Genomic DNA, 18555 nt, shown 5'->3' with positions numbered 1-18555 from the left:
CATTTGAAAAATCTTGTGCTATAATCCAAGTGTTCCAAAACAGCCGCAGAATACCTGATCCTGCGGTATCTGTAATATCTGTCCACACAGATATTTTTGTTTAGAAAGTGAGCGATATTTCATGGCAATGATCACATTACATACGACCTCCCAGCCGGAGGTTACGATCTTATCGAACACATTTATCGACAACTATATGCCGGAGGCCAATGGAGAATTTGTAAAAGTCTATATTTACCTTTTACGTGCTCTTTCCAGTGCTCCGGTTTCTTTCAGTCTTGAGCAGATGGCAGACCGCCTTCTCTGTACGGAGCGTGACATCCTCAGGGCTTTAAAATACTGGGCAAAACAGCAGCTTCTTTCTCTGGATTTCACAGACAGTAACAAACTCTGCGGCATTTCCCTGCTCACACCGGGCAGTTCTTCTGCCGCTGTGCCGCATGAGATCGCCGGCACTTCTGACCTGTCAGCATCACAGGATGTCGAAACACCGAGTTCGCCGCTGCGTACAGATGCCCTCACTCCTGACCGTGTAAGGGAACTGAAGCAAAACGAAGACATCATTCAGCTTCTTTATGTTTCTGAGCAGTACCTTGGCAAGACTCTTTCTCCGACAGAAATTCAGAAGATTCTGTTTTTCTATGACGGACTGGAGATGCCTGCCGACCTGATCGAATATCTGATTGAATACTGCGTCGGTCATAACCACAAGAGCATCCGCTACATCGAAAAGGTTGCTCTCGCATGGACCGAAGAAGGCATTACTTCTGTAGAAGAAGCCAAGCAGTCCGGTTCCCGCTACAGCAAAGAGTATTTTTCCATTCTCAAAGCTCTGGGAATCACCAACCGCAACCCGGTAGATACAGAAATCACTTTGATGGATACCTGGCTCAAAACCTACGGATTTTCCATGGAGATCATTCAGGAAGCATGTAACCGTACCGTTCTCCAGACCGGACAGGCCAGTTTCCAGTATACCGACAAGATCCTGGAAGGCTGGAAAAAGAAAGAAGTCCGTACACTGGATGATGTCCGCGCTCTGGACAGCGAACACCAGAAAAGAAAACAGGCGCGAAAACAAAGCGCTTCCAAACCGGCTCCCGCTGCTTCCAGTAACCGTTTCAATAATTTCCAGCAGAGAGAATACAATTTTGACGAATACGAAAAACATCTGCTCAACCAGTAAAGGAGATTGCCGTGGCTTTACAGAACTTTCAGTATGATATCATCATGAGAGAATACAATCGCCGTCAGTCACAGGTCCAGCATGATCTGGAAGAACGGCGCCGCGAAGCATTTATCCGGGTTCCCCGTCTTCTGGAAATCGACCAGGAGGTAGCTGCTCTGAGTGCACAGAAAGCCCGCTCCCTTCTGCAGGGAGAGTCCGGTTCCGTGGATGACCTCAAAGCCGAGGTCGCTGCTCTGGCACAGGAGCGCATTTCCCTGCTCCGCCAGAATGGATTCAGTGCAGACTATCTGGAGCCTCATTATTTCTGTCCGATCTGTCAGGATACCGGCTATGTAGACGGTCATAAATGCACCTGTTTCAAAAAATCCGAGATCGAACTGCTCTATACGCAGTCCAATCTGACTGAGATTCTCAAAAAAGAAAACTTTGAACACTTTTCTTTTGACTGGTATTCTGATACAATAAAAAATGAAGCAACCGGACTTACCGCCCGCGACACTGCCAAACGCGCCTATGATACGGCACGGGATTTTGTCCGGGATTTCGACAGACGCACACAGAATCTGTTTCTGTATGGCAGCACCGGGGTAGGAAAAACATTTCTTTCCCACTGTATTGCCAATGAGCTGCTCAAGACTGCTCACTGCGTATTGTACTTTTCTGCTTTTGATCTGTTTGACCGGCTGGCACAGACAGCCTTCTCACGAAGGTCCGAGGCAGATCCGGGTGATGATTTTATTTTTGACTGCGATCTTCTTATTATAGACGATCTTGGAACTGAGCTGACCAACAGCTTCGTTTCTTCACAGTTGTTTTTGTGTATCAACGAGCGTATTGCCCGCCGCAAATCAACGATCATATCAACCAACCTGAAACTTGAAGACTTTTCAGCAACCTATTCCGAGAGAACCTTTTCCCGGATAGCAAGTAATTACCAGATGCTGAAGCTGATCGGTAAAGATATCCGAATACAGAAAATATTTTTAGGAGGAAAATAAACGATGGCACAGTTAAACAACAAGGAACTGACAACACTTCCTGTAGGAAGGCTGGGACTTATTCCCCTCGATAGCTGCCGTCCCCTTGGCGAAAAAGTAAATGAATGGCTTGTAAAATGGAGAAAAGAGCGTGAAAACGACGAATTAGGCACCTGCGCATTTGAGGGATATCAGCGTGATTCCTATATTGTCAATGTCAAAACTCCTCGTTTTGGTTCCGGTGAAGGAAAAGGTGAAATCAGTGAATCCGTTCGTGGTGACGATATCTATGTAATGGTCGATGTCTGCAACCACAGCATCAACTACAACATCAGCGGATACACCAATATGATGTCCCCGGATGATCATTTTCAGGATCTGAAGCGTGCGATCGCTGCAATCGGCGGCAAAGCCCGCAGAGTCAACGTTATCATGCCATACCTCTATGAGAGCCGTCAGAGCAAACGTGTCGGACGTGAATCTCTGGACTGTGCATCTGCTCTGCAGGAACTCACCAAAATGGGTGTGGAGAACATCATCACTTTCGATGCTCATGATGCCCGTGTACAGAATGCGACTCCGCTTCATGGATTTGAAACCATCCAGCCTGCATACCAGTTCATCAAAGCCCTTCTCAAAAATGAAAAAGGCCTTCATATTGACAACGAACATTTCATGATCATCAGCCCGGATGAAGGAAGCATGCGCAGAGCTATCTACCTTGCAAACGTACTCGGCGTAGATATGGGTATGTACTACAGACGACTGGACTACACCAAGGTTGTCAAAGGCCGTCATCCGATCGCTGCATATGAGTTCCTTGGACCAAAGCTCGAAGGCAAAGATGTCATCCTGATCGATGATATGATTTCCTCCGGAAGCAGCATCCTTGAGATCGCTTCTCTCCTCAAAAAACGTGGAGCAGGAAAGATCTTCATCTGCACAACTTTCGGTCTGTTCACAGAAGGAATGGAAAAATTCGACGCAGCTTACGCAAAAGGAACCTTCGATAAACTTCTTACTACCAACCTTGTTTATCAGGATCCGGAACTTCTCGCAAGAGATTACTACATCAGCTGTGATCTGAGCAAATACATCGCTCTGATCATTGATACACTGAATCATGATATGTCTGTCAGCCATCTGCTTAATCCGGCAGACAGAATCAAAAAATGCGTCAACAACTACATGTCACAGTACGACAAATAATATAAACGACCACAGCAAAAGGGACGGAGCTGACGGCATCTAAAAGCCGTTAACTCCGTCCCTTTTATTAACATTGCTGCACCATCTCTGCTTCGCTTTTGCGACTGGTACTGACGATCACCTGTCGTCCATTATCTGTCAGCCAGCATACAGCCGTCTTGAGCCGCTCCGGATCAAACGCGGCAAACATCTCATCAAAAATAACCGGAAGCTTCTCAGAACCACAGAGGAGCTCGCCTGCCGCCAGTCTCAGAGAAAGATAGATCTGTTCCACCGTGATCAGTCGCAGTTTCTCAATCGGAATGATCTCATCTCCTACATCCACACTGATCCGCATCTCATCATCCACCAGCAATTCCCGGCATTCGCCTCTGGTAATTCCGCTGAGTACTTCTGACATCGTCTGTACGAGCTGATTTCCTGTCTGACTGTAAATCCTGTCTGACAGCTTTTCAATCCGTTCCATCGCCAGATTCAGGGCATCTATCTCCAGTTCCTCCATCAAAGGCAGATACGCATATTCTTCCATACTGCGCAGTTCTTCTGTCAGATTGGAAAGCTCTGTATTTTTGTCGAGCAGTTCTTCTTCCACACCGCTGCGTCCGCCTTTTAATTTTTCCTGTCGGCTCAGCCAGCGCACCCGCATCCGCTTTCTTTTTTCCAGCTCGCGAACTGTCTGCATCTCAAAATTTGTCTCTGCCATAAAAAGGGCAACTCCTACGATTCCCGCCAGTGCCGCAGGAATCGTTGCATTGAGTTCCATTCCAAGGAACACAGCCACACCAATCCCCAGCATCACAGTCAGGCACATGGCTGCGATCAGAAACCGTTTGTTCCTTTCGAGATCACTGATGCGTTCGTCCAGAAGTTGATATCCGTTGCTCTCCTCATTCATGCGAAATGCATTTTCCTGTTCCCCGATCTGACTCTTCTGCTCTTCGAGTTCCCGTATTTCTTTGCGAAGGCGGCTGATCTGTGACGAGATTTTTTTCTTTTCTTTCTCATCTGCTTTTTTGCGCCGTTCCACCTGCACCTGATATCCTTTTCGGGTCATCTTGATCCGCTGTACCGTACGTCCCGGATCCACAGAACAGTCTCCTGTCGTCTGAAAATCTGTCATCTGCTTCTGCACCTGGCGAACTATCTCCGCACCGGTATTTCCTTTGAGCGGTGAAATACAGATTGCATTCTCATAAACTGCCTCACTGACTCCAAGCGCGATCTTTGACTCACTGATATGATCCGCATCCAGAAGCGCACCGTCATCTTCACACAGGAGTTCACTATAAGGTACTTCTCCGTGCAGATCTCTTGTCAGGCGGTATTTCCTGCCGCCACTTTCAAACCACAGGATACCTGCATAGGGAATTTCCGTCCTGCCAAACAGAATCGTCTCGACAAATGCCTGCAGTTCCTTCCTTTCCTGCTCTTTCTCTGTATAAAGCAGATTGAGCCCTGAAGTAAAACTGACTGTTTTGTTATAAATATTTCCAAAATCTCTGATTTCTATTTTTCTGATCTTCATAAACGCTTCCTGCCACCTGTCAGGACCTTCGCACTTAACAGTGACTGCAGTCCGTAATAAAGAGCCTTCTTTTCCACTACGGTCATTCCTTCTTTGTCAAAAGATTTGATATAATCCCCGATCAAAGTTCCTCTGTACTGTCTGTACAGTTCCTCCAGATCATAATCCGGACACGACTCATCCATGATCTCCACAATGTTTCCCAGTGCATGCAGACGTTCCGGCAGAAGGATGTTATCCGGTGAAACCCTGCCCTGAAGAATGATGCGGTAAATATTCCTTCCGCCTCTCTTCATCACTTCATTGCGCAGCATCTCCTCCAGCGTATACTGTGTCGTATCCGGTCCCACTGTGAGAACCAGATTCTGATAGGATCGAAGCGCAAACGGACGCAGCCGGAGCTTCACGCTGCCATTTTCATAGGTACCTTCTATATAGCCATGTTTCCCCAGATCATTACGATCCAGCGGTTCCAGTGAACCCGCATAAACGATCCGGTCTCTGCTCACCATATGGGGTTTGTGTGAATGACCCAGCGCGATATAGTCAAATCCTGCTCCCGCCAGCCTGGTAAAATCCATTGGACAACAGCTTACATCCCCACCATGCGCAAGCATGACATGAAAACCCGGCTTATTGACAGGTCTGCACTCATCGTACAGAGGTGTACGGATCTCCGGCTGTTCAAAACTCAGGCCATATACAAATGTCTGCTTCTGTGGAATCTCCACACAGGTCTGCTCCTCGCTGGCAAAAAACGTAACATTTTGCGGCCAGGAAAAAGATCTGTAAAAAGAATCTTCTCTTATGTAATCATGATCTCCCGCCACCAGAAACACCTGCGTTTCCGGTATGGAAGCAAACAGCTCCCCGACTTCCCGCAGCTCCCGGAGCAGCGGCTGGCGATGAAAAAGATCTCCGGCTATAAACAAGAAATCCACCGGATTCTTGCGGATGCCCGCAATGACCCGGCGGAATGTTTCCCAGATTTCTTCTTCTCTCTCATGACTCCACGGACAGCCCCTGTCCGGAACTGCCCCCAGATGTACATCCGAAAGATGAATAAATCGTATCATTTAAAACGACTCCTTATTATAAATCACAGTTATTTACTGTTCTTGGGAACGGAATCACGTCACGGATATTACCCATACCGGTCAGGTACATCACACAACGTTCAAATCCAAGACCAAATCCTGAATGACGTGTAGAACCGTATTTACGAAGATCCATATAGAACTGATAGTCTTCTGCTGCCAGTCCAAGCTCGTCCATACGTGCTTTCAGTTTGTCATAGTCATCCTCTCTCTGGCTTCCACCGATGATCTCACCGATTCCCGGTACGAGGCAGTCCATAGCAGCAACCGTCTTGCCGTCTTCATTCTGTTTCATGTAGAATGCCTTGATTTCCTTTGGATAATCGGTAACAAATACCGGTTTCTTGAAGATCTGCTCTGTCAGATAACGCTCATGCTCTGTCTGCAGGTCACATCCCCAGAATACTTTGTAATCAAATTTATCATTGTTTTTCTCAAGAAGTTCGATCGCTTCTGTGTAAGTCACATGACCGAATTCAGAGTTTACCACATGGTTCAGACGATCCAGAAGACCCTTGTCGATAAAGGAGTTGAAGAAGTTCATTTCTTCCGGAGCGTTCTCCAGTACATAACGGATCACGTACTTCAGCATGTCTTCTGCAAGATCCATATTGTCATCCAGATCTGCAAATGCACATTCCGGCTCGATCATCCAGAACTCAGCCGCATGACGGGTCGTATTGGAGTTTTCGGCACGGAAAGTCGGTCCGAATGTATAAATGTTGCGGAATGCCTGTGCATAAGTCTCACCGTTTAACTGACCGCTTACGGTAAGGTTGGTCTCTTTGCCAAAGAAATCCTGGCTGTAATCTACTGTTCCGTCCTCTTTGAGCGGAGGATTCTTCATATCCAGTGTAGTTACCTGGAACATCTCACCTGCACCCTCACAGTCACTTCCTGTGATCAGTGGTGTATGCACATAGACAAATCCTCTCTCCTGGAAGAATTTGTGAATTGCATATGCACAGAGAGAACGTACACGGAACACTGCCTGGAAAGTATTGGTTCTTGGTCTTAAGTGTGTCATGGTTCTCAGGTATTCCAGAGTATGACGTTTTTTCTGCAGCGGATAATCCGGAGCGGAAGCACCCTCTACCTGTACTTCTGTTGCCTGGATCTCAAACGGCTGTTTTGCTTCCGGTGTCGGAACCAGTGTACCTTTGACAATGATCGCTGCACCTACATTCAGCTTGCTGATCTCGGCAAAATTCGGCATGTTATCATGGTATACGATCTGCAGAGTTTCAAAAAAAGTACCATCATGCAGTACGATAAATCCAAATGCCTTGGAACCACGCACGCTGCGTACCCATCCACCTACAGACACTTCTTTGTTCAGATATTCTTCTCTGTTTTTATAAATTTCTTTTACAGTTGTGAGCTTCATAATCTATACCTCTCTGTTTTTCAATTCTCATCCGATCTTTTTCTAGTATAGACTATTCAAAGGATTCCTGCAAGGAGTAAAAGCGGTTTTACTCCTCCCATTTCAGAGTTTTTTCCAGAGAATATCCATCCTGCATATTATAGGAAGCAATTCCCTTCTCTGTTACCAGATAAAACATGTTTCCGGCATACACGCCTCGTACTGTCCGGTAAGTCTGATAATCCATGGAACCATCAAACAATTCGCTTTTATTGAGGTCCAGATATACCTGCGGTTCAAATCCATCTGCTTCACTGTAAGAAAACAACGCATAGTAATAATTTTCACTGGTGTCATAGATGTCACTGCTGTTCCCGTAGACGACATAGGCAAAACCAAACAGATTTTTCTGTGGAGATGCCAGGATCGCACGATAATTGGAAAGTGCATCGCAAACCAGCACGTTTTTCAGAATAAAGCGGTCTGTCTCCTGTATGTCAGTCGGATCAGTAAGGTCAAACATCGAACATTTCATACCGTCTACATTTCCGGTATCCGGATCTGTCTCCCATCCGATTCCCAGAAGCTGGTTCTCACCATAAAAATGCAGGTACTCTGAAAATCCTGTAATCTTAAGTTCACTGAGTATTCTTGGATTTTCCGGATCTGACAGGTCCGCCGCAAACAGCGGATCGGTATTCCGATATGTTACAAAATAGCCGGTCTTTCCGAGGAAACGGGCAGATTTAAGTTCTTCACCCGATGCAAGGTCTTCGATCTTTCCAATTGTCCTGAGTGTATCATCAAGTACATACAGTCCGTTATTACGTGAAAGCTCTGTATAGTCTTTGTCCCAGGACTCTGTAGTAGTCACAACGCGAAGATTTCCATCATACTCATCCATGGAAAAATTGTTATTTAATTCTCCTTTGACAGAACCGGCAGCTCCATCTGTAAATCTGCCATCTTCATAACCAATCCGAATGATCTCTGTCCTGGTCTCTGTATCATTCCAGATCGACATGGCCGAATAGATATTGCGGTCACTCACATAAAAAGTCTCAGCCCCGCTGACTACTGCCATGATATCGGATGCCTGATCCGGATGATCCGGTGAAACTGCCCCTGCCACCAGATAAGAACTGCTTCTGCACGAAAAGTCAGCTCCCGGTTCCGGCAGATAAATATGGTCATAGCTGATATATTCTTCCCCGCTCCTTGGCACATAATACTGCAGCTGTTCCGCGCCATTCGCCGTATCCGGCATGTAGGAGGTAAAAAGATAGATCTGTCCGTTTTTTCTCCTGGAAGAAAGATAAGAGCCGTCCTGCTGATAAGCCCCGGTCTTTTGCGGAGCAGTCCGGTCTGCAAGGTCATAGGTCTCCACGGTCACTGTCGTCATCGGAATGCTGTAGCTCGTACGCACCGCTGTCCCCTCATCATCCTCTGCCTCATCTGCAGACGGAAGAGTCATTTTTCCTCTGTAAGTCACATAAGTTACCTGTTCACGAATCACCTGCAGACAGTCACCATCCACATACATTTCCCGATAATCCGAACTGCTGTCGCCCGCAATCTCACCGATCAGTTCCATCGAAGACGTATCTGCGATCCGGATGTTTCCTCTGCTGTCCATAGCATAGATATAAGTACCGTCTGTTTTGACAATGTCGGCCTCATCTACATTTTTTTCCTGTGTATTTGTTGTAGAATGGTCAACATTTTCCTGCGATCCATCATAGCTGAAATCCGGATCGATCGCCTCCTCTGTCCTGCTTGCCACCATATTTTCTGATGCGGTGTCTCCCGCTCCACTGCCCGTTGAATCTGCCGTTTCCTCGACTGCCATGATTCGCGGGCTCATATTGCTGTAAGAAGAATTCTGCTGCCAGTCTTTGACTGCATCATACAGTTCTTCATAACTGCCCGCATGACTGATTCCGTCAATCGGTGCAGTTGTCGGAAGCGGTTCCGGTGATGGAGTCGCTGTTATTTTCCCGGTATCCTTCTCCGTTTTTTTCTGTATTTCTTTTTCGTCGGATTTCTCCACCGGATCTTCAAATGTAACTGTTTCTGTCTCTTTCCGGCTCGTTGTATCGGTTCCTTTCCACATCGTCACTGTGCCCAGTGCCGCTGCTCCCACTGCCAGAACTGCAATTGCCGTAAGTACATATCTTCCCTTCATTGCACCGCCTCCTTTGCCGGGGTACTTCCCCTGTCTCTGCTGATGGTTATTGTTGCCCGTATCAATCTGTTTAATGCTATTTTAACATGACACGAAAAAAAACTGTAAAATCTGATAGACAAAAAACAGGGATCCCACCGCTCCGTGAGTCCCTGTCTTTTGTGTTTTATGTATGTTATTTACAGTTTTTCGATAAATCTCATAAATGCATTTCTGCCTTCCGGTGTGCATTTGTAAACACCTGCATCTTCCAGAACATGAGTAAATACGATTCCGACTTCTTTCTGAAGGATCTCATGAACATTGTCCTTGTTGATATCCTTGTATTTCGGAAGGAATTCTGCCGCCCATGCTGCATGTTTTTCGATTTTTTCATTGGATGCGATGTCTTTTCCTTCGAGAATGTACTCTTCCAGAAGTTCCAGTTCTTCTTTCAGTCTTGCCGGAAGGACCGCCAGACCCATAACCTCGATCAGGCCGATGTTTTCCTTTTTGATATGATGATACTCTGCATGCGGATGATATACACCAAGCGGATTTTCTTCTGTGGTGATGTTGTTTCTCAGTGTCAGATCCAGCTCATACATATCTCCAACCTTGCGGGCGATCGGTGTGATCGTATTATGTGGCTCTCCGTCTGTCTCGGCAAAGATAAATGCAGCCTCATCTGTATAGCCTCTCCAGACTTCCAGCACATGTGTTGCCAGATCTACGAGACGTGCAGAATCTTTGTGGCGGATTCGCAGTACAGACAGCGGCCATTTGACGATGCCGGCTTCCACATCTTCAAATCCCGGAACCGTCACATGTTTTTCGATCGGTGCTTTTGCCATGGCAAAGGTATAATGACCACCCTGGAAATGATCATGACTCAGGATGGAACCGCCTACGATCGGAAGATCTGCGTTGGAGCCAAGGAAATAATGCGGAAACAGTTTGATAAAATCAAACAGTTTGATAAATGTATTTCTCTCGATCTTCATCGGTGTGTGCTGACTGTTAAACACGATGCAGTGCTCATTATAGTATACATACGGGGAATACTGAAAGCCCCACGGTGTGTCATTGATCGTGATCGGAATGATTCTGTGATTCTCTCTTGCCGGATGGTTCACACGACCTGCATATCCTTCATTCTCCCGACAAAGCTGGCATTTCGGATAGCTGCTTGTCTTAGCATTCTTGGCTGCTGCGATCGCCTTCGGATCTTTTTCCGGTTTGGAAAGATTGATGGTGATATCAATCTCTCCGTAAGGGCTGTCCACTTTCCATTTCTGGTCTTTTTTTACACGATAGCGGCGGATATAGTTGCTGTCCTGGCTCAGTTTGTAAAAATACTCAGTTGCTTTTTCAGGACTTTCCTGATAGCTGTCCCAGAACTCCTTCTGCACCTGTGCCGGACGCGGCATCAGGCAGTTCATCAGCTTTGTATCAAAAAGATCACGATACACAACGCTGTCTTCGATCAGATTTCTTTTTACGGCTTCCTCCAGAAGTTCATTCAGAGTTTCCTCCAGATCCACATTGGAAAAGGTCTCCTCCGGTGCAACATATTCGTCTTCATGAAAAACATCCAGAAGAAGATTGATGGTATAATTTTTTTCACACTCCGGTACCAGCCCTGTTTCCATTCCATACTGTACAAGTTTCGTGATGCTTTTACTCAACATAAGCTTATCCCCCTGCTAATTTTATTTTTGGTTATCAAGATAAGAGATAAAGACATTTCCTGCCTTCTGGAACAAATCTGTACTGTCATTCATTCCGTAAGGACTTACCTCGCCTGTTGCCGGATCCAGAAGCCATGTGTTGTATTCGTCATATCCGACAATCACCACACTGGAATCTGCACCAGTCTTGGCTATAACCGCACGCTGTGCACTGATCTCATAAAGAACATTCTCAAGACTGCATCCCGTAAGATCAATAACTGTTCCGGTATCTCCAAGACCATTCTGAAGCGTCTCTTTGTCCCAGGAACCACTGCGGATGATCTCCGGCACGTCCTCTGTATTCAGTGTAAGCTGTGTTTTCATATTACCACGTTCCCAGACATACTGCTGCGCCCTGTTCAGAACCACACCGGTACGGCTGTCTGCCTGAAGAACTGCCTGAGCCGGGTCTGACCAGGTGCTGTCCAGTCCGCCTCTTGCATAAACATAATAAATCTCCTGATCCAGACTCTTCTCTACATTGACTTCTACCACATTTTCACCGGTATTTTTCATCTTTGCAGTCAGGATCAGTGCCTCGCTCGTCTCCGGTTTGTTCTGGAATACCAGTTTTACTGCAGTTCCCTGCCGTTTGCTGCTGGTCTGTTCTACAGAAACAAAATCTGCGGAGGTTGCTTTGTTATTCATGATATTATCTTTTGTCTTAACTACATAAGAATTTCCATTCTTCTGTGAAAGATCAAACTCCATCAGCGTACTTCCGACCGTGACATTCGTGACATAATATCCGTCCTGATGATACTCCTTTTTGACCTTACCGTCAAAACCTTCGATCTTCACTGTCGTAATGCCCTCTGTCGTATGACCGTTTTCGTCGGTAAGACTGTCACCATCCATGACCACACCATAGATCAGGTCTTCATTCATAAAGCCAAGAACCTTGAGACTCTGTCCGGCTTCCGGTGTATTATTTCTCGTTTCGAGTGTATCAAAATCGATTATTTCCACCTGCCCTGCATTGTCACCATCTGTGATGCGCCATGCCGCATGGGCGTTTGTCTCAGAAACCGCAAATTCATCTCCATCGATATTTTCGGAAAGAACATCGTAGCTGTTCTCATCAATATTGATCTGGTACAGACTTCCTGAAAGCAGCAGGAATAACTGATTGTCTTTGTTGACATAACTCAGCGTGCCAAGATCCTCTTTCAAAAACTCATACGATTCTGTGGATGGGATAAATACACGTTCTTCCACCACGTTCTGATCATGATTGTAATGATAGATGCCGACGCCACAATAGCCTTCGTATGTTCCACGATTCATATAGCCATAGACCATAAAATCAACATCTCCGCCTGCATCCACACTGAGCAGCTTGATATCGTGTTCCACTCTGGAATCACGGAAATCGCCCTTTGCACTCTTGCGGAAGTCAAACACATCAACAAATTTTCCGGTATCCGGAGCATAAGTCCAGAGTGCCCCTTCCTGTACAAAAGCAGTCACACTTCCATCATCATTGGAAAGACTGGAAACAGCCTTGTCACGAACCCCAAGAAGCAGCCCGTCATCTGTAACAACTGACTGTTTTGGATCAAATACCTGTCGGGTCGAACGTTCAAAATCAAGCAGACGGATACGGGATTCCGTATAACGAAGCCGATAAAAATCCGTCACATTATAATATTCTGCACCGCCATTTTCGTTGGCAGCCATAATCTCATATTCCAGTGCAATACTTGCGGTTGTTTCATTGATCTCCTTGATCACCGGAATTCCTTTTTTGGATATCTGCGGTCCCAAATTTCCCCAGCTGATCACAGAAAGCGGTGACTTGATGGAAACCGATGCAAAATTTGTACTGGAAGATTCTGCTGATTCCAGATATGCAGCCAGATTGTCCGCAGAATTTTTATCCATGCACATCTGCACAAAATCCGAAGCGAACTTGATGTAATCCTGCGTATTGGTCGAAGAACGGGAAACCACTCTCGTATAATAGTAGGCTTCTCCTCCGTCTGTATCCAGCGTGATCTGAAGGGAATATTCCTGATTCATCAGGAGTCCGGAACTGATCTCGATCTGTGCCCGGAGATAACCGTCAGAATCAGATGTCGTCAGGTCTTTGATCTTACGGTTCTCAACAATTTTCGTGCCATCTGAAGTCCGCACCTCATAGGAAAGGCTTTTTACCTTTGCATCATAAGGGTTAACTGCTATCGTCAACTTCTTTGTCGTATCCAGAGGAGTTACACTGTCCCTCACAAAATCTGCTTCCATCTGCTGGCGATAGCCATACATCCGGTTTGCCAGTGTTCCGTTAAAATCCACCATCACTTCCGGAAGCGTCGGAATATTCATATCGGAGCGGTCATCCGTATTTTCATTGCTCATCAGAAATGCCGTTCCCGCCACACCGAGCACAAACACGAGCAGAAGGATCAAAAACCTTTTCAGAACTTTTATCATGGTCTCAGACTCCCTTCTGTGTGCAGATCCCTTCCGGATAAAGAAGCTTTTCCAGCGTCAGATGTCCGTGAACAGCATCTGTCAGTTGTGCAAGCTCCTGTACAGGACGGCATTTTCCTGTTTTGACCGCCCGGATCAGAAGATTCTTCGGTGTATGTTCCATATCAATAAATTCCAGGATCTGTGTGCTGTAGCCTTTGGACTCTAACAGTTCTGCACGGATACCATCTGTCAGTAACGCAGACATCCTCTCTTTGAGGATTCCATATTGCAGAACCGGTGCCAGCATTTCATTCTGTATCTGGTCATTCAGTTCATGCTGGCAGCACGGAACCGACAGGATCACCTGTGCATCCCACTCTACGGCTTTGGCAAGTGCATAGTCGGTAGCCTTGTCACAGGCATGCAGTGTCACGACCATATCCACTTTCTCCACGCCTTCATAATCTGCAATATCGCCATGCAGGAAATGCAGTTTGTCATAACCATATTTCTCCGCCAGTCCGTTGCACTTACGGATCACATCTTCTTTGAGATCCAGGCCGATGATATGGACATCATAGCCTTTCAGCTCTTTGAGATAATAATACATGGCAAATGTCAAATAAGATTTTCCACATCCAAAATCAAGGATCGTGACCTCCCGCTCCCTGGAAAGAGCCGGAAGAATGTCTTCAATAAATTCCAGGAAACGGTTGATCTGTCTAAATTTATCATAAGAAGGGCGATGAATCCTGCCCTCTTTATTCATAACTCCAAGGTCTATCAGAAACGGAACCGGAATGCCTTCCCTGAGGATATACTGTTTCACGCGATTATGCGCAAGGATCTGTACCGGCTCCAGTGCCTGATGCTGCTTGACCTTGATGGTCGCTTTGCCTTTTTTGCTGATCAGAACAGTACCGTCCTTGCAGCGTCCCTGTACCTGAAGCTGAGAAAATCCGCCAGTCTCGAGGCTCTGTTTTACAAAAGCCTGAACCTCTTCTCTCGTATAATTGGAATGCAGAACTTTGGTCCCTACTGTAGAAGATGCCTGATAACAGACCGTACCCTTGAGTTCAACCTGCCGGATCCGCACCTTGACCGGTGCATCCTTCTCTTTGCTCCGCTGACCGCTGAGCACTGCAAGCATCAGTTCTCCGTCAAATTGTTTTTCCAAAAATTCCTGTAATGTCATCATATTTTAAAATTCTTTCTATAATTACTCCTGTCTGTATCACGGAAATCCTGTTTCATTCAGAATCCCCGATACCTGCGTCGTCTGCACCGTCTCCTGGAGATTTCCTGATACAGAAGCACCTGAATCAGCTCATCCAGAAATGCGTCCGGAATCTCCTGTGCTGCCAGTTCTCCTGCCACCTGACTGCGGATCTGACTGTAAAGCCGGTGCATCATCAATCTGTCCGGATATTCGTCATAAAGACGGCTTCCCTCATAATCCAGAAGCTGACATTCTTCTTCAACTTTTTCCTGGATCCTGCGGGCAGTGTCCGGATAATAAGATTTCATCAGAGCAAATTCCTGCTCCTGTATTCTCTCACCGCTGTTCAAAGCCGGACTTGCATACGTCATATAAAACGGAAGAAACTTGTCATAATACATAGACAGGCTCCTGCTTTGTCGTTGTCTATAACAGTCTATGCAGAAATCCTCCGAACGTGCAGTTCTCTTTATCCCTGGATCTCTTTGAGGATACGAAGTGTCAGTCTGAAGCTGTGCTCTGCTGCCATCGCCTCAAAAGTCGGGTAATCCATCTCTGCGCTGCCGTCTGCCTTGTCAGAGATCGCACGGATCACAAGGAACGGAACATTATTCAGGTATGCTGCCTGTGCAATTGCTGCACCTTCCATTTCTACGGCATATGCCCCAAACTGTTTGACAACAAAATCTTTCACACCCTGGTCTGCAACAAACTGATCTCCGGATGCGATTCTTCCTTCAAATACTGCAATGTCCGGATTAACTTCCCGGCACGCTTCTACTGCCATTTTGCGGAGTGCATCATCACTGTGGAAAGAAAATGCTTCCATCTGCGGAATCTGTCCGACCGGATATCCAAATGCTACCGCATTCATGTCATGGTGAACCAGGTCTGTGGAAACCACGATATCTCCGATGTTGATATCTGCGTTCAGGCTTCCTGCAATACCGGTGTTGATCACAACCTCTGCATGAAAATCATCAATCAGGATCTGAGTGCAGACTGCGGCGTTGACTTTGCCGATTCCGGAACGGACAACAACTACCTTTTTGCCTTCCAGAATACCTGCATAAAATTCCATGGAAGCCTTGTGGGTGATCTCCACCTCCTGCATACGTTCTTTGAGGCTTGCCACTTCAACTTCCATTGCTCCTATAATTCCAATACATCTCATAATATTAAAATCTCCTGTAAAATTCATTATCTTATCGTGCCCGTTATATATACAGCTTTCATTTGGGAACTGTCCGGGCATTTGCATTCCTATTATAACAAATGTTGAGTTTATATGGAAACTTTTTTTATTTTCTGCTATACTGGATTCCAGAATACTTGACTAAGGAGGTTGAGATTATGGTATATAAAACATCTGGAGTCTGTTCCAGTGCAATTTCTTTTGAAATTGATGAACAGGGAAAAGTTCATGATGTCAAATTCCAGGGCGGATGCTCCGGTAATACACAGGGCGTTGCCAGACTGATCGAAGGTATGGATGCCAGAGAAGCTATCAGCAGACTGGAAGGAATCCGCTGTGGATTCAGGCCGACATCCTGTCCGGACCAGCTTTCCAAAGCTCTGAAAGAAGCTCTGAACTGATTTTGAAATGCAAAAGACTGCCGTCTCACTGACCGGAATATTCTTACTTCCGGCTCTGCGAAACGACAGTCTTTTTCTATTTCATCTTATCTCTGGTATTTCCATACTCTCTATATCTGGCAGGATGCCCGCTTCAGGAAAGGTCATCGCGATCCCACTTGTCACACAGCGACTGGATATCTCTCGTAAAACGATCCAGATCTTTGTTCGGCATACCCTCGCTCTTGCGGATGACAGACATAAGACGCTGTCCCATGGCAACCAGCTTCTGGAAAGCTCTCGCTGCCCGGCTCGCCTTCGGCGATACAGAGGCTTTGGTAATCTTGATTCCCTGGGCTTCATATACACAGGTATTTTCTGCCAGGTCATAAACCGTTCCGCTGAACGGTGCCATAGAATCGAGTCCCAGTTCTTCCTGCAATCTTCTTGCAAAAATCTCTGTCACCTCATCATCACCATGTGTAACAAAAACTTTTGCCGGTTTTTCTTTGAATGCTTTGATCCAGGTCATCAGACCATTCACATCCGCATGACCGCTGATGCCCGGCATCTGGCAGATCTCTGCACCTACATAAACAGTCTCACCGAACAGTTTTACCTCCGTTGCACCTTCCAGAAGGGCTCTTCCGAGGGTTCCGATCGCCTGATATCCCACAAACAGAATTGTATTATTCGGGTTCCATAAGTTATGTTTCAGATGATGTTTGATACGTCCGGCATCACACATACCACTTGCAGAAATGATGACCTTGCAGTCCTCATCAAAGTTGATCGCTTTGGAATCGTCGCTGGTAATCGAGGTTTTCAGACCCGGGAACATCAACGGGTTGATACCTTTTTTGACCAAATCCAGTGCTTCCTCATCAAAACAGTCATAAATATGTTCATTAAAGATCGTCGTCGCCTCGTTTGCCAGCGGGCTGTCTACGTAAACCTTGAAGTTGTCATGTCCGTGTACACGGTTTTCTTCTTTGATCTGGCGGATAAAGTACAGCATCTCCTGTGTACGGCCAACCGCAAAGGACGGGATCACTACACTGCCACCCCGGTCAAACGTTCTCTGGATCACTTCGGTCAGAAGCGACACATAATCCGGACGATCGCCGTGGCTTCTGTCCCCGTAGGTGGATTCCATTACTACATAATCCGCATCATGGAGATACACCGGATCTTTGATCAACGGCTGGTTCAGATTTCCGATATCGCCGGAAAAAACGATTTTTTTCTCTTTGCCGTCCTCATCAATGATGACCTCAATACTTGCAGAACCAAGCAGATGTCCAGCATCTACGAAGCGTACCCGGATCCCTGCTGCCGGCTCGATCGTTTTTTCATAAGGACACGGAACAAAGTTCTGAATGACGCCCATTGCATCTTCCATGGTGTACGCCGGAACAAATTCCGGTTTGCCCTGACGGCGGCCCTTACGGTTCCGCCATTCTGCCTCGAACATCTGAATGTGTGCACTGTCTCGAAGCATGATGTCGCAAAGGTGACAGGTTGCCTGTGTTGCATAGATCGGTCCCTGAAAGCCTTTTGCGTAAATTGCGGGAAGATTTCCTGAATGATCCATATGCGCATGGGTCAGAAGAACAAAATCCAGGTCACTTCCCTTTACAGGAATATCCTGATTCTCGTAGTAATCCGGTCCCTGCTCCATACCACAGTCTACCAGGAATTTCTTTCCTGCTGCTTCCAGATAATAACAGCTTCCGGTTACCTCATGTGTCGCACCGATAAAGGTTATCTTCATATGCGAGCCCCCTTTGTCTGAAAAATCATCCAATCACATTATTGTTGTAACCATTATACACGATTTGATTGATTTTTAACAGTCTTTTTGTGCAAAAAAACAAGGCGGGACCGCGAAATCCCGCCTTGTCGGCTGTATCGTGCCAGTGCCTATGGTTGTATGGTAATGGTCAGGCACTGACTTTTGTATGGTTCTGTTATGTTCGTTTTTTCAAACGAAGAAAGACAGGTAACGTAACTCCAACCGAGTCTGGTACGTACCATCCTGTATTGGCAAACGCTTCGTGCCATCGGAAGGTAATGGATGTTCGCA

At 46.3% G+C, this 18555-nt stretch carries 14 protein-coding genes; 4 read left to right on the top strand and 10 right to left on the bottom strand.

Annotated features, from left to right (window positions below; translation table 11 throughout):
• Positions 1 to 121 precede the first annotated feature (121 nt).
• The 3 genes from KQI91_RS14885 to KQI91_RS14875 are packed head-to-tail and all read left to right on the top strand — an operon-like array spanning position 122 to position 3375.
• Positions 122 to 1186: a DnaD domain protein gene (locus KQI91_RS14885; RefSeq protein WP_216393549.1), complete on the top strand. Its 1065-nt coding sequence runs from the start codon at positions 122 to 124 to the stop codon at positions 1184 to 1186.
• 11 nt (positions 1187 to 1197) lie between these two features.
• On the top strand, positions 1198 to 2187 hold the full coding sequence (locus KQI91_RS14880; protein WP_216393548.1) for an ATP-binding protein: 990 nt from the start codon (positions 1198 to 1200) through the stop codon (positions 2185 to 2187).
• A gap of 3 nt (positions 2188 to 2190) precedes the next feature.
• Positions 2191 to 3375 carry a ribose-phosphate pyrophosphokinase gene (locus KQI91_RS14875; protein ID WP_216393547.1) on the top strand — a complete coding sequence of 395 codons (1185 nt, stop codon included), beginning with the start codon at positions 2191 to 2193 and terminating at the stop codon, positions 3373 to 3375.
• 67 nt (positions 3376 to 3442) lie between these two features.
• Here the strand turns inward: KQI91_RS14875 and KQI91_RS14870 are convergent, their stop codons facing one another.
• The 9 genes from KQI91_RS14870 to KQI91_RS14830 form a co-directional block, all read right to left on the bottom strand.
• The gene (locus KQI91_RS14870) at positions 3443 to 4900 is read right to left on the bottom strand and encodes an ATP-binding protein (RefSeq protein ID WP_216393546.1); all 1458 of its coding nucleotides are present in this window, start codon (positions 4898 to 4900) and stop codon (positions 3443 to 3445) included.
• On the bottom strand, positions 4897 to 5976 hold the full coding sequence (locus KQI91_RS14865) for a metallophosphoesterase family protein (RefSeq protein ID WP_216393545.1): 1080 nt from the start codon (positions 5974 to 5976) through the stop codon (positions 4897 to 4899). The genes KQI91_RS14870 and KQI91_RS14865 overlap by 4 nt, the downstream gene beginning before the upstream one ends.
• Before the next feature lie 16 nt (positions 5977 to 5992).
• Positions 5993 to 7384, bottom strand: a complete 1392-nt coding sequence (gene asnS / locus KQI91_RS14860) for an asparagine--tRNA ligase (protein ID WP_216393544.1) — start codon at positions 7382 to 7384, stop codon at positions 5993 to 5995.
• 88 nt (positions 7385 to 7472) lie between these two features.
• On the bottom strand, positions 7473 to 9548 hold the full coding sequence (locus tag KQI91_RS14855; protein ID WP_216393543.1) for a beta-propeller domain-containing protein: 2076 nt from the start codon (positions 9546 to 9548) through the stop codon (positions 7473 to 7475).
• A gap of 179 nt (positions 9549 to 9727) precedes the next feature.
• The gene (galT, locus tag KQI91_RS14850; protein WP_216393542.1) at positions 9728 to 11218 is read right to left on the bottom strand and encodes a UDP-glucose--hexose-1-phosphate uridylyltransferase; all 1491 of its coding nucleotides are present in this window, start codon (positions 11216 to 11218) and stop codon (positions 9728 to 9730) included.
• 21 nt (positions 11219 to 11239) lie between these two features.
• A complete protein-coding gene (locus KQI91_RS14845; RefSeq protein WP_216393541.1) occupies positions 11240 to 13693 on the bottom strand; it encodes a hypothetical protein in 2454 nt (817 codons plus the stop codon).
• 4 nt (positions 13694 to 13697) lie between these two features.
• Entirely contained in the window at positions 13698 to 14873 is a 1176-nt protein-coding gene (locus KQI91_RS14840) for a class I SAM-dependent methyltransferase (protein WP_216393540.1), read from the bottom strand.
• Positions 14874 to 14929: 56 nt separating this feature from the next.
• Entirely contained in the window at positions 14930 to 15295 is a 366-nt protein-coding gene (locus KQI91_RS14835) for a hypothetical protein (protein ID WP_216393539.1), read from the bottom strand.
• 68 nt (positions 15296 to 15363) lie between these two features.
• Positions 15364 to 16068, bottom strand: a complete 705-nt coding sequence (locus KQI91_RS14830; protein WP_216393538.1) for a 5'-methylthioadenosine/adenosylhomocysteine nucleosidase — start codon at positions 16066 to 16068, stop codon at positions 15364 to 15366.
• Between the two features lie 179 nt (positions 16069 to 16247).
• On the opposite strand from KQI91_RS14830, the gene KQI91_RS14825 reads away from it, so the two are divergent.
• Complete coding sequence (locus KQI91_RS14825) at positions 16248 to 16490, top strand: TIGR03905 family TSCPD domain-containing protein (protein WP_216393537.1); 243 nt, start codon at positions 16248 to 16250, stop codon at positions 16488 to 16490.
• A gap of 133 nt (positions 16491 to 16623) precedes the next feature.
• On the opposite strand, the gene KQI91_RS14820 is transcribed toward KQI91_RS14825, so the two are convergent.
• Positions 16624 to 18243 (bottom strand): MBL fold metallo-hydrolase RNA specificity domain-containing protein, encoded by a 1620-nt coding sequence (locus tag KQI91_RS14820; protein ID WP_216393536.1) that lies wholly within the window; start codon positions 18241 to 18243, stop codon positions 16624 to 16626.
• Between the last annotated feature and the right edge of the window lie 312 nt (positions 18244 to 18555).

This window comes from Blautia sp. MSJ-19 (assembly GCF_018918125.1).
Lineage (GTDB): Bacteria > Bacillota > Clostridia > Lachnospirales > Lachnospiraceae > Blautia_A.
This window is presented reverse-complemented; position numbering and strand designations above follow the sequence as displayed.

Excerpts from the sequence above, each read along its gene's own strand:
- KQI91_RS14885 (WP_216393549.1), top strand. The coding sequence starts at position 122 with ATGGCAATGATCACATTACATACGACCTCCCAGCCGGAGGTTACGATC.
- KQI91_RS14845 (WP_216393541.1), bottom strand. The coding sequence starts at position 13,693 with ATGATAAAAGTTCTGAAAAGGTTTTTGATCCTTCTGCTCGTGTTTGTG.
- KQI91_RS14865 (WP_216393545.1), bottom strand. The coding sequence starts at position 5,976 with ATGATACGATTTATTCATCTTTCGGATGTACATCTGGGGGCAGTTCCG.
- KQI91_RS14825 (WP_216393537.1), top strand. The coding sequence starts at position 16,248 with ATGGTATATAAAACATCTGGAGTCTGTTCCAGTGCAATTTCTTTTGAA.
- KQI91_RS14830 (WP_216393538.1), bottom strand. The coding sequence starts at position 16,068 with ATGAGATGTATTGGAATTATAGGAGCAATGGAAGTTGAAGTGGCAAGC.
- asnS (WP_216393544.1), bottom strand. The coding sequence starts at position 7,384 with ATGAAGCTCACAACTGTAAAAGAAATTTATAAAAACAGAGAAGAATAT.
- KQI91_RS14840 (WP_216393540.1), bottom strand. The coding sequence starts at position 14,873 with ATGATGACATTACAGGAATTTTTGGAAAAACAATTTGACGGAGAACTG.
- KQI91_RS14870 (WP_216393546.1), bottom strand. The coding sequence starts at position 4,900 with ATGAAGATCAGAAAAATAGAAATCAGAGATTTTGGAAATATTTATAAC.
- KQI91_RS14855 (WP_216393543.1), bottom strand. The coding sequence starts at position 9,548 with ATGAAGGGAAGATATGTACTTACGGCAATTGCAGTTCTGGCAGTGGGA.
- KQI91_RS14820 (WP_216393536.1), bottom strand. The coding sequence starts at position 18,243 with ATGAAGATAACCTTTATCGGTGCGACACATGAGGTAACCGGAAGCTGT.
- KQI91_RS14835 (WP_216393539.1), bottom strand. The coding sequence starts at position 15,295 with ATGTATTATGACAAGTTTCTTCCGTTTTATATGACGTATGCAAGTCCG.
- KQI91_RS14875 (WP_216393547.1), top strand. The coding sequence starts at position 2,191 with ATGGCACAGTTAAACAACAAGGAACTGACAACACTTCCTGTAGGAAGG.
- galT (WP_216393542.1), bottom strand. The coding sequence starts at position 11,218 with ATGTTGAGTAAAAGCATCACGAAACTTGTACAGTATGGAATGGAAACA.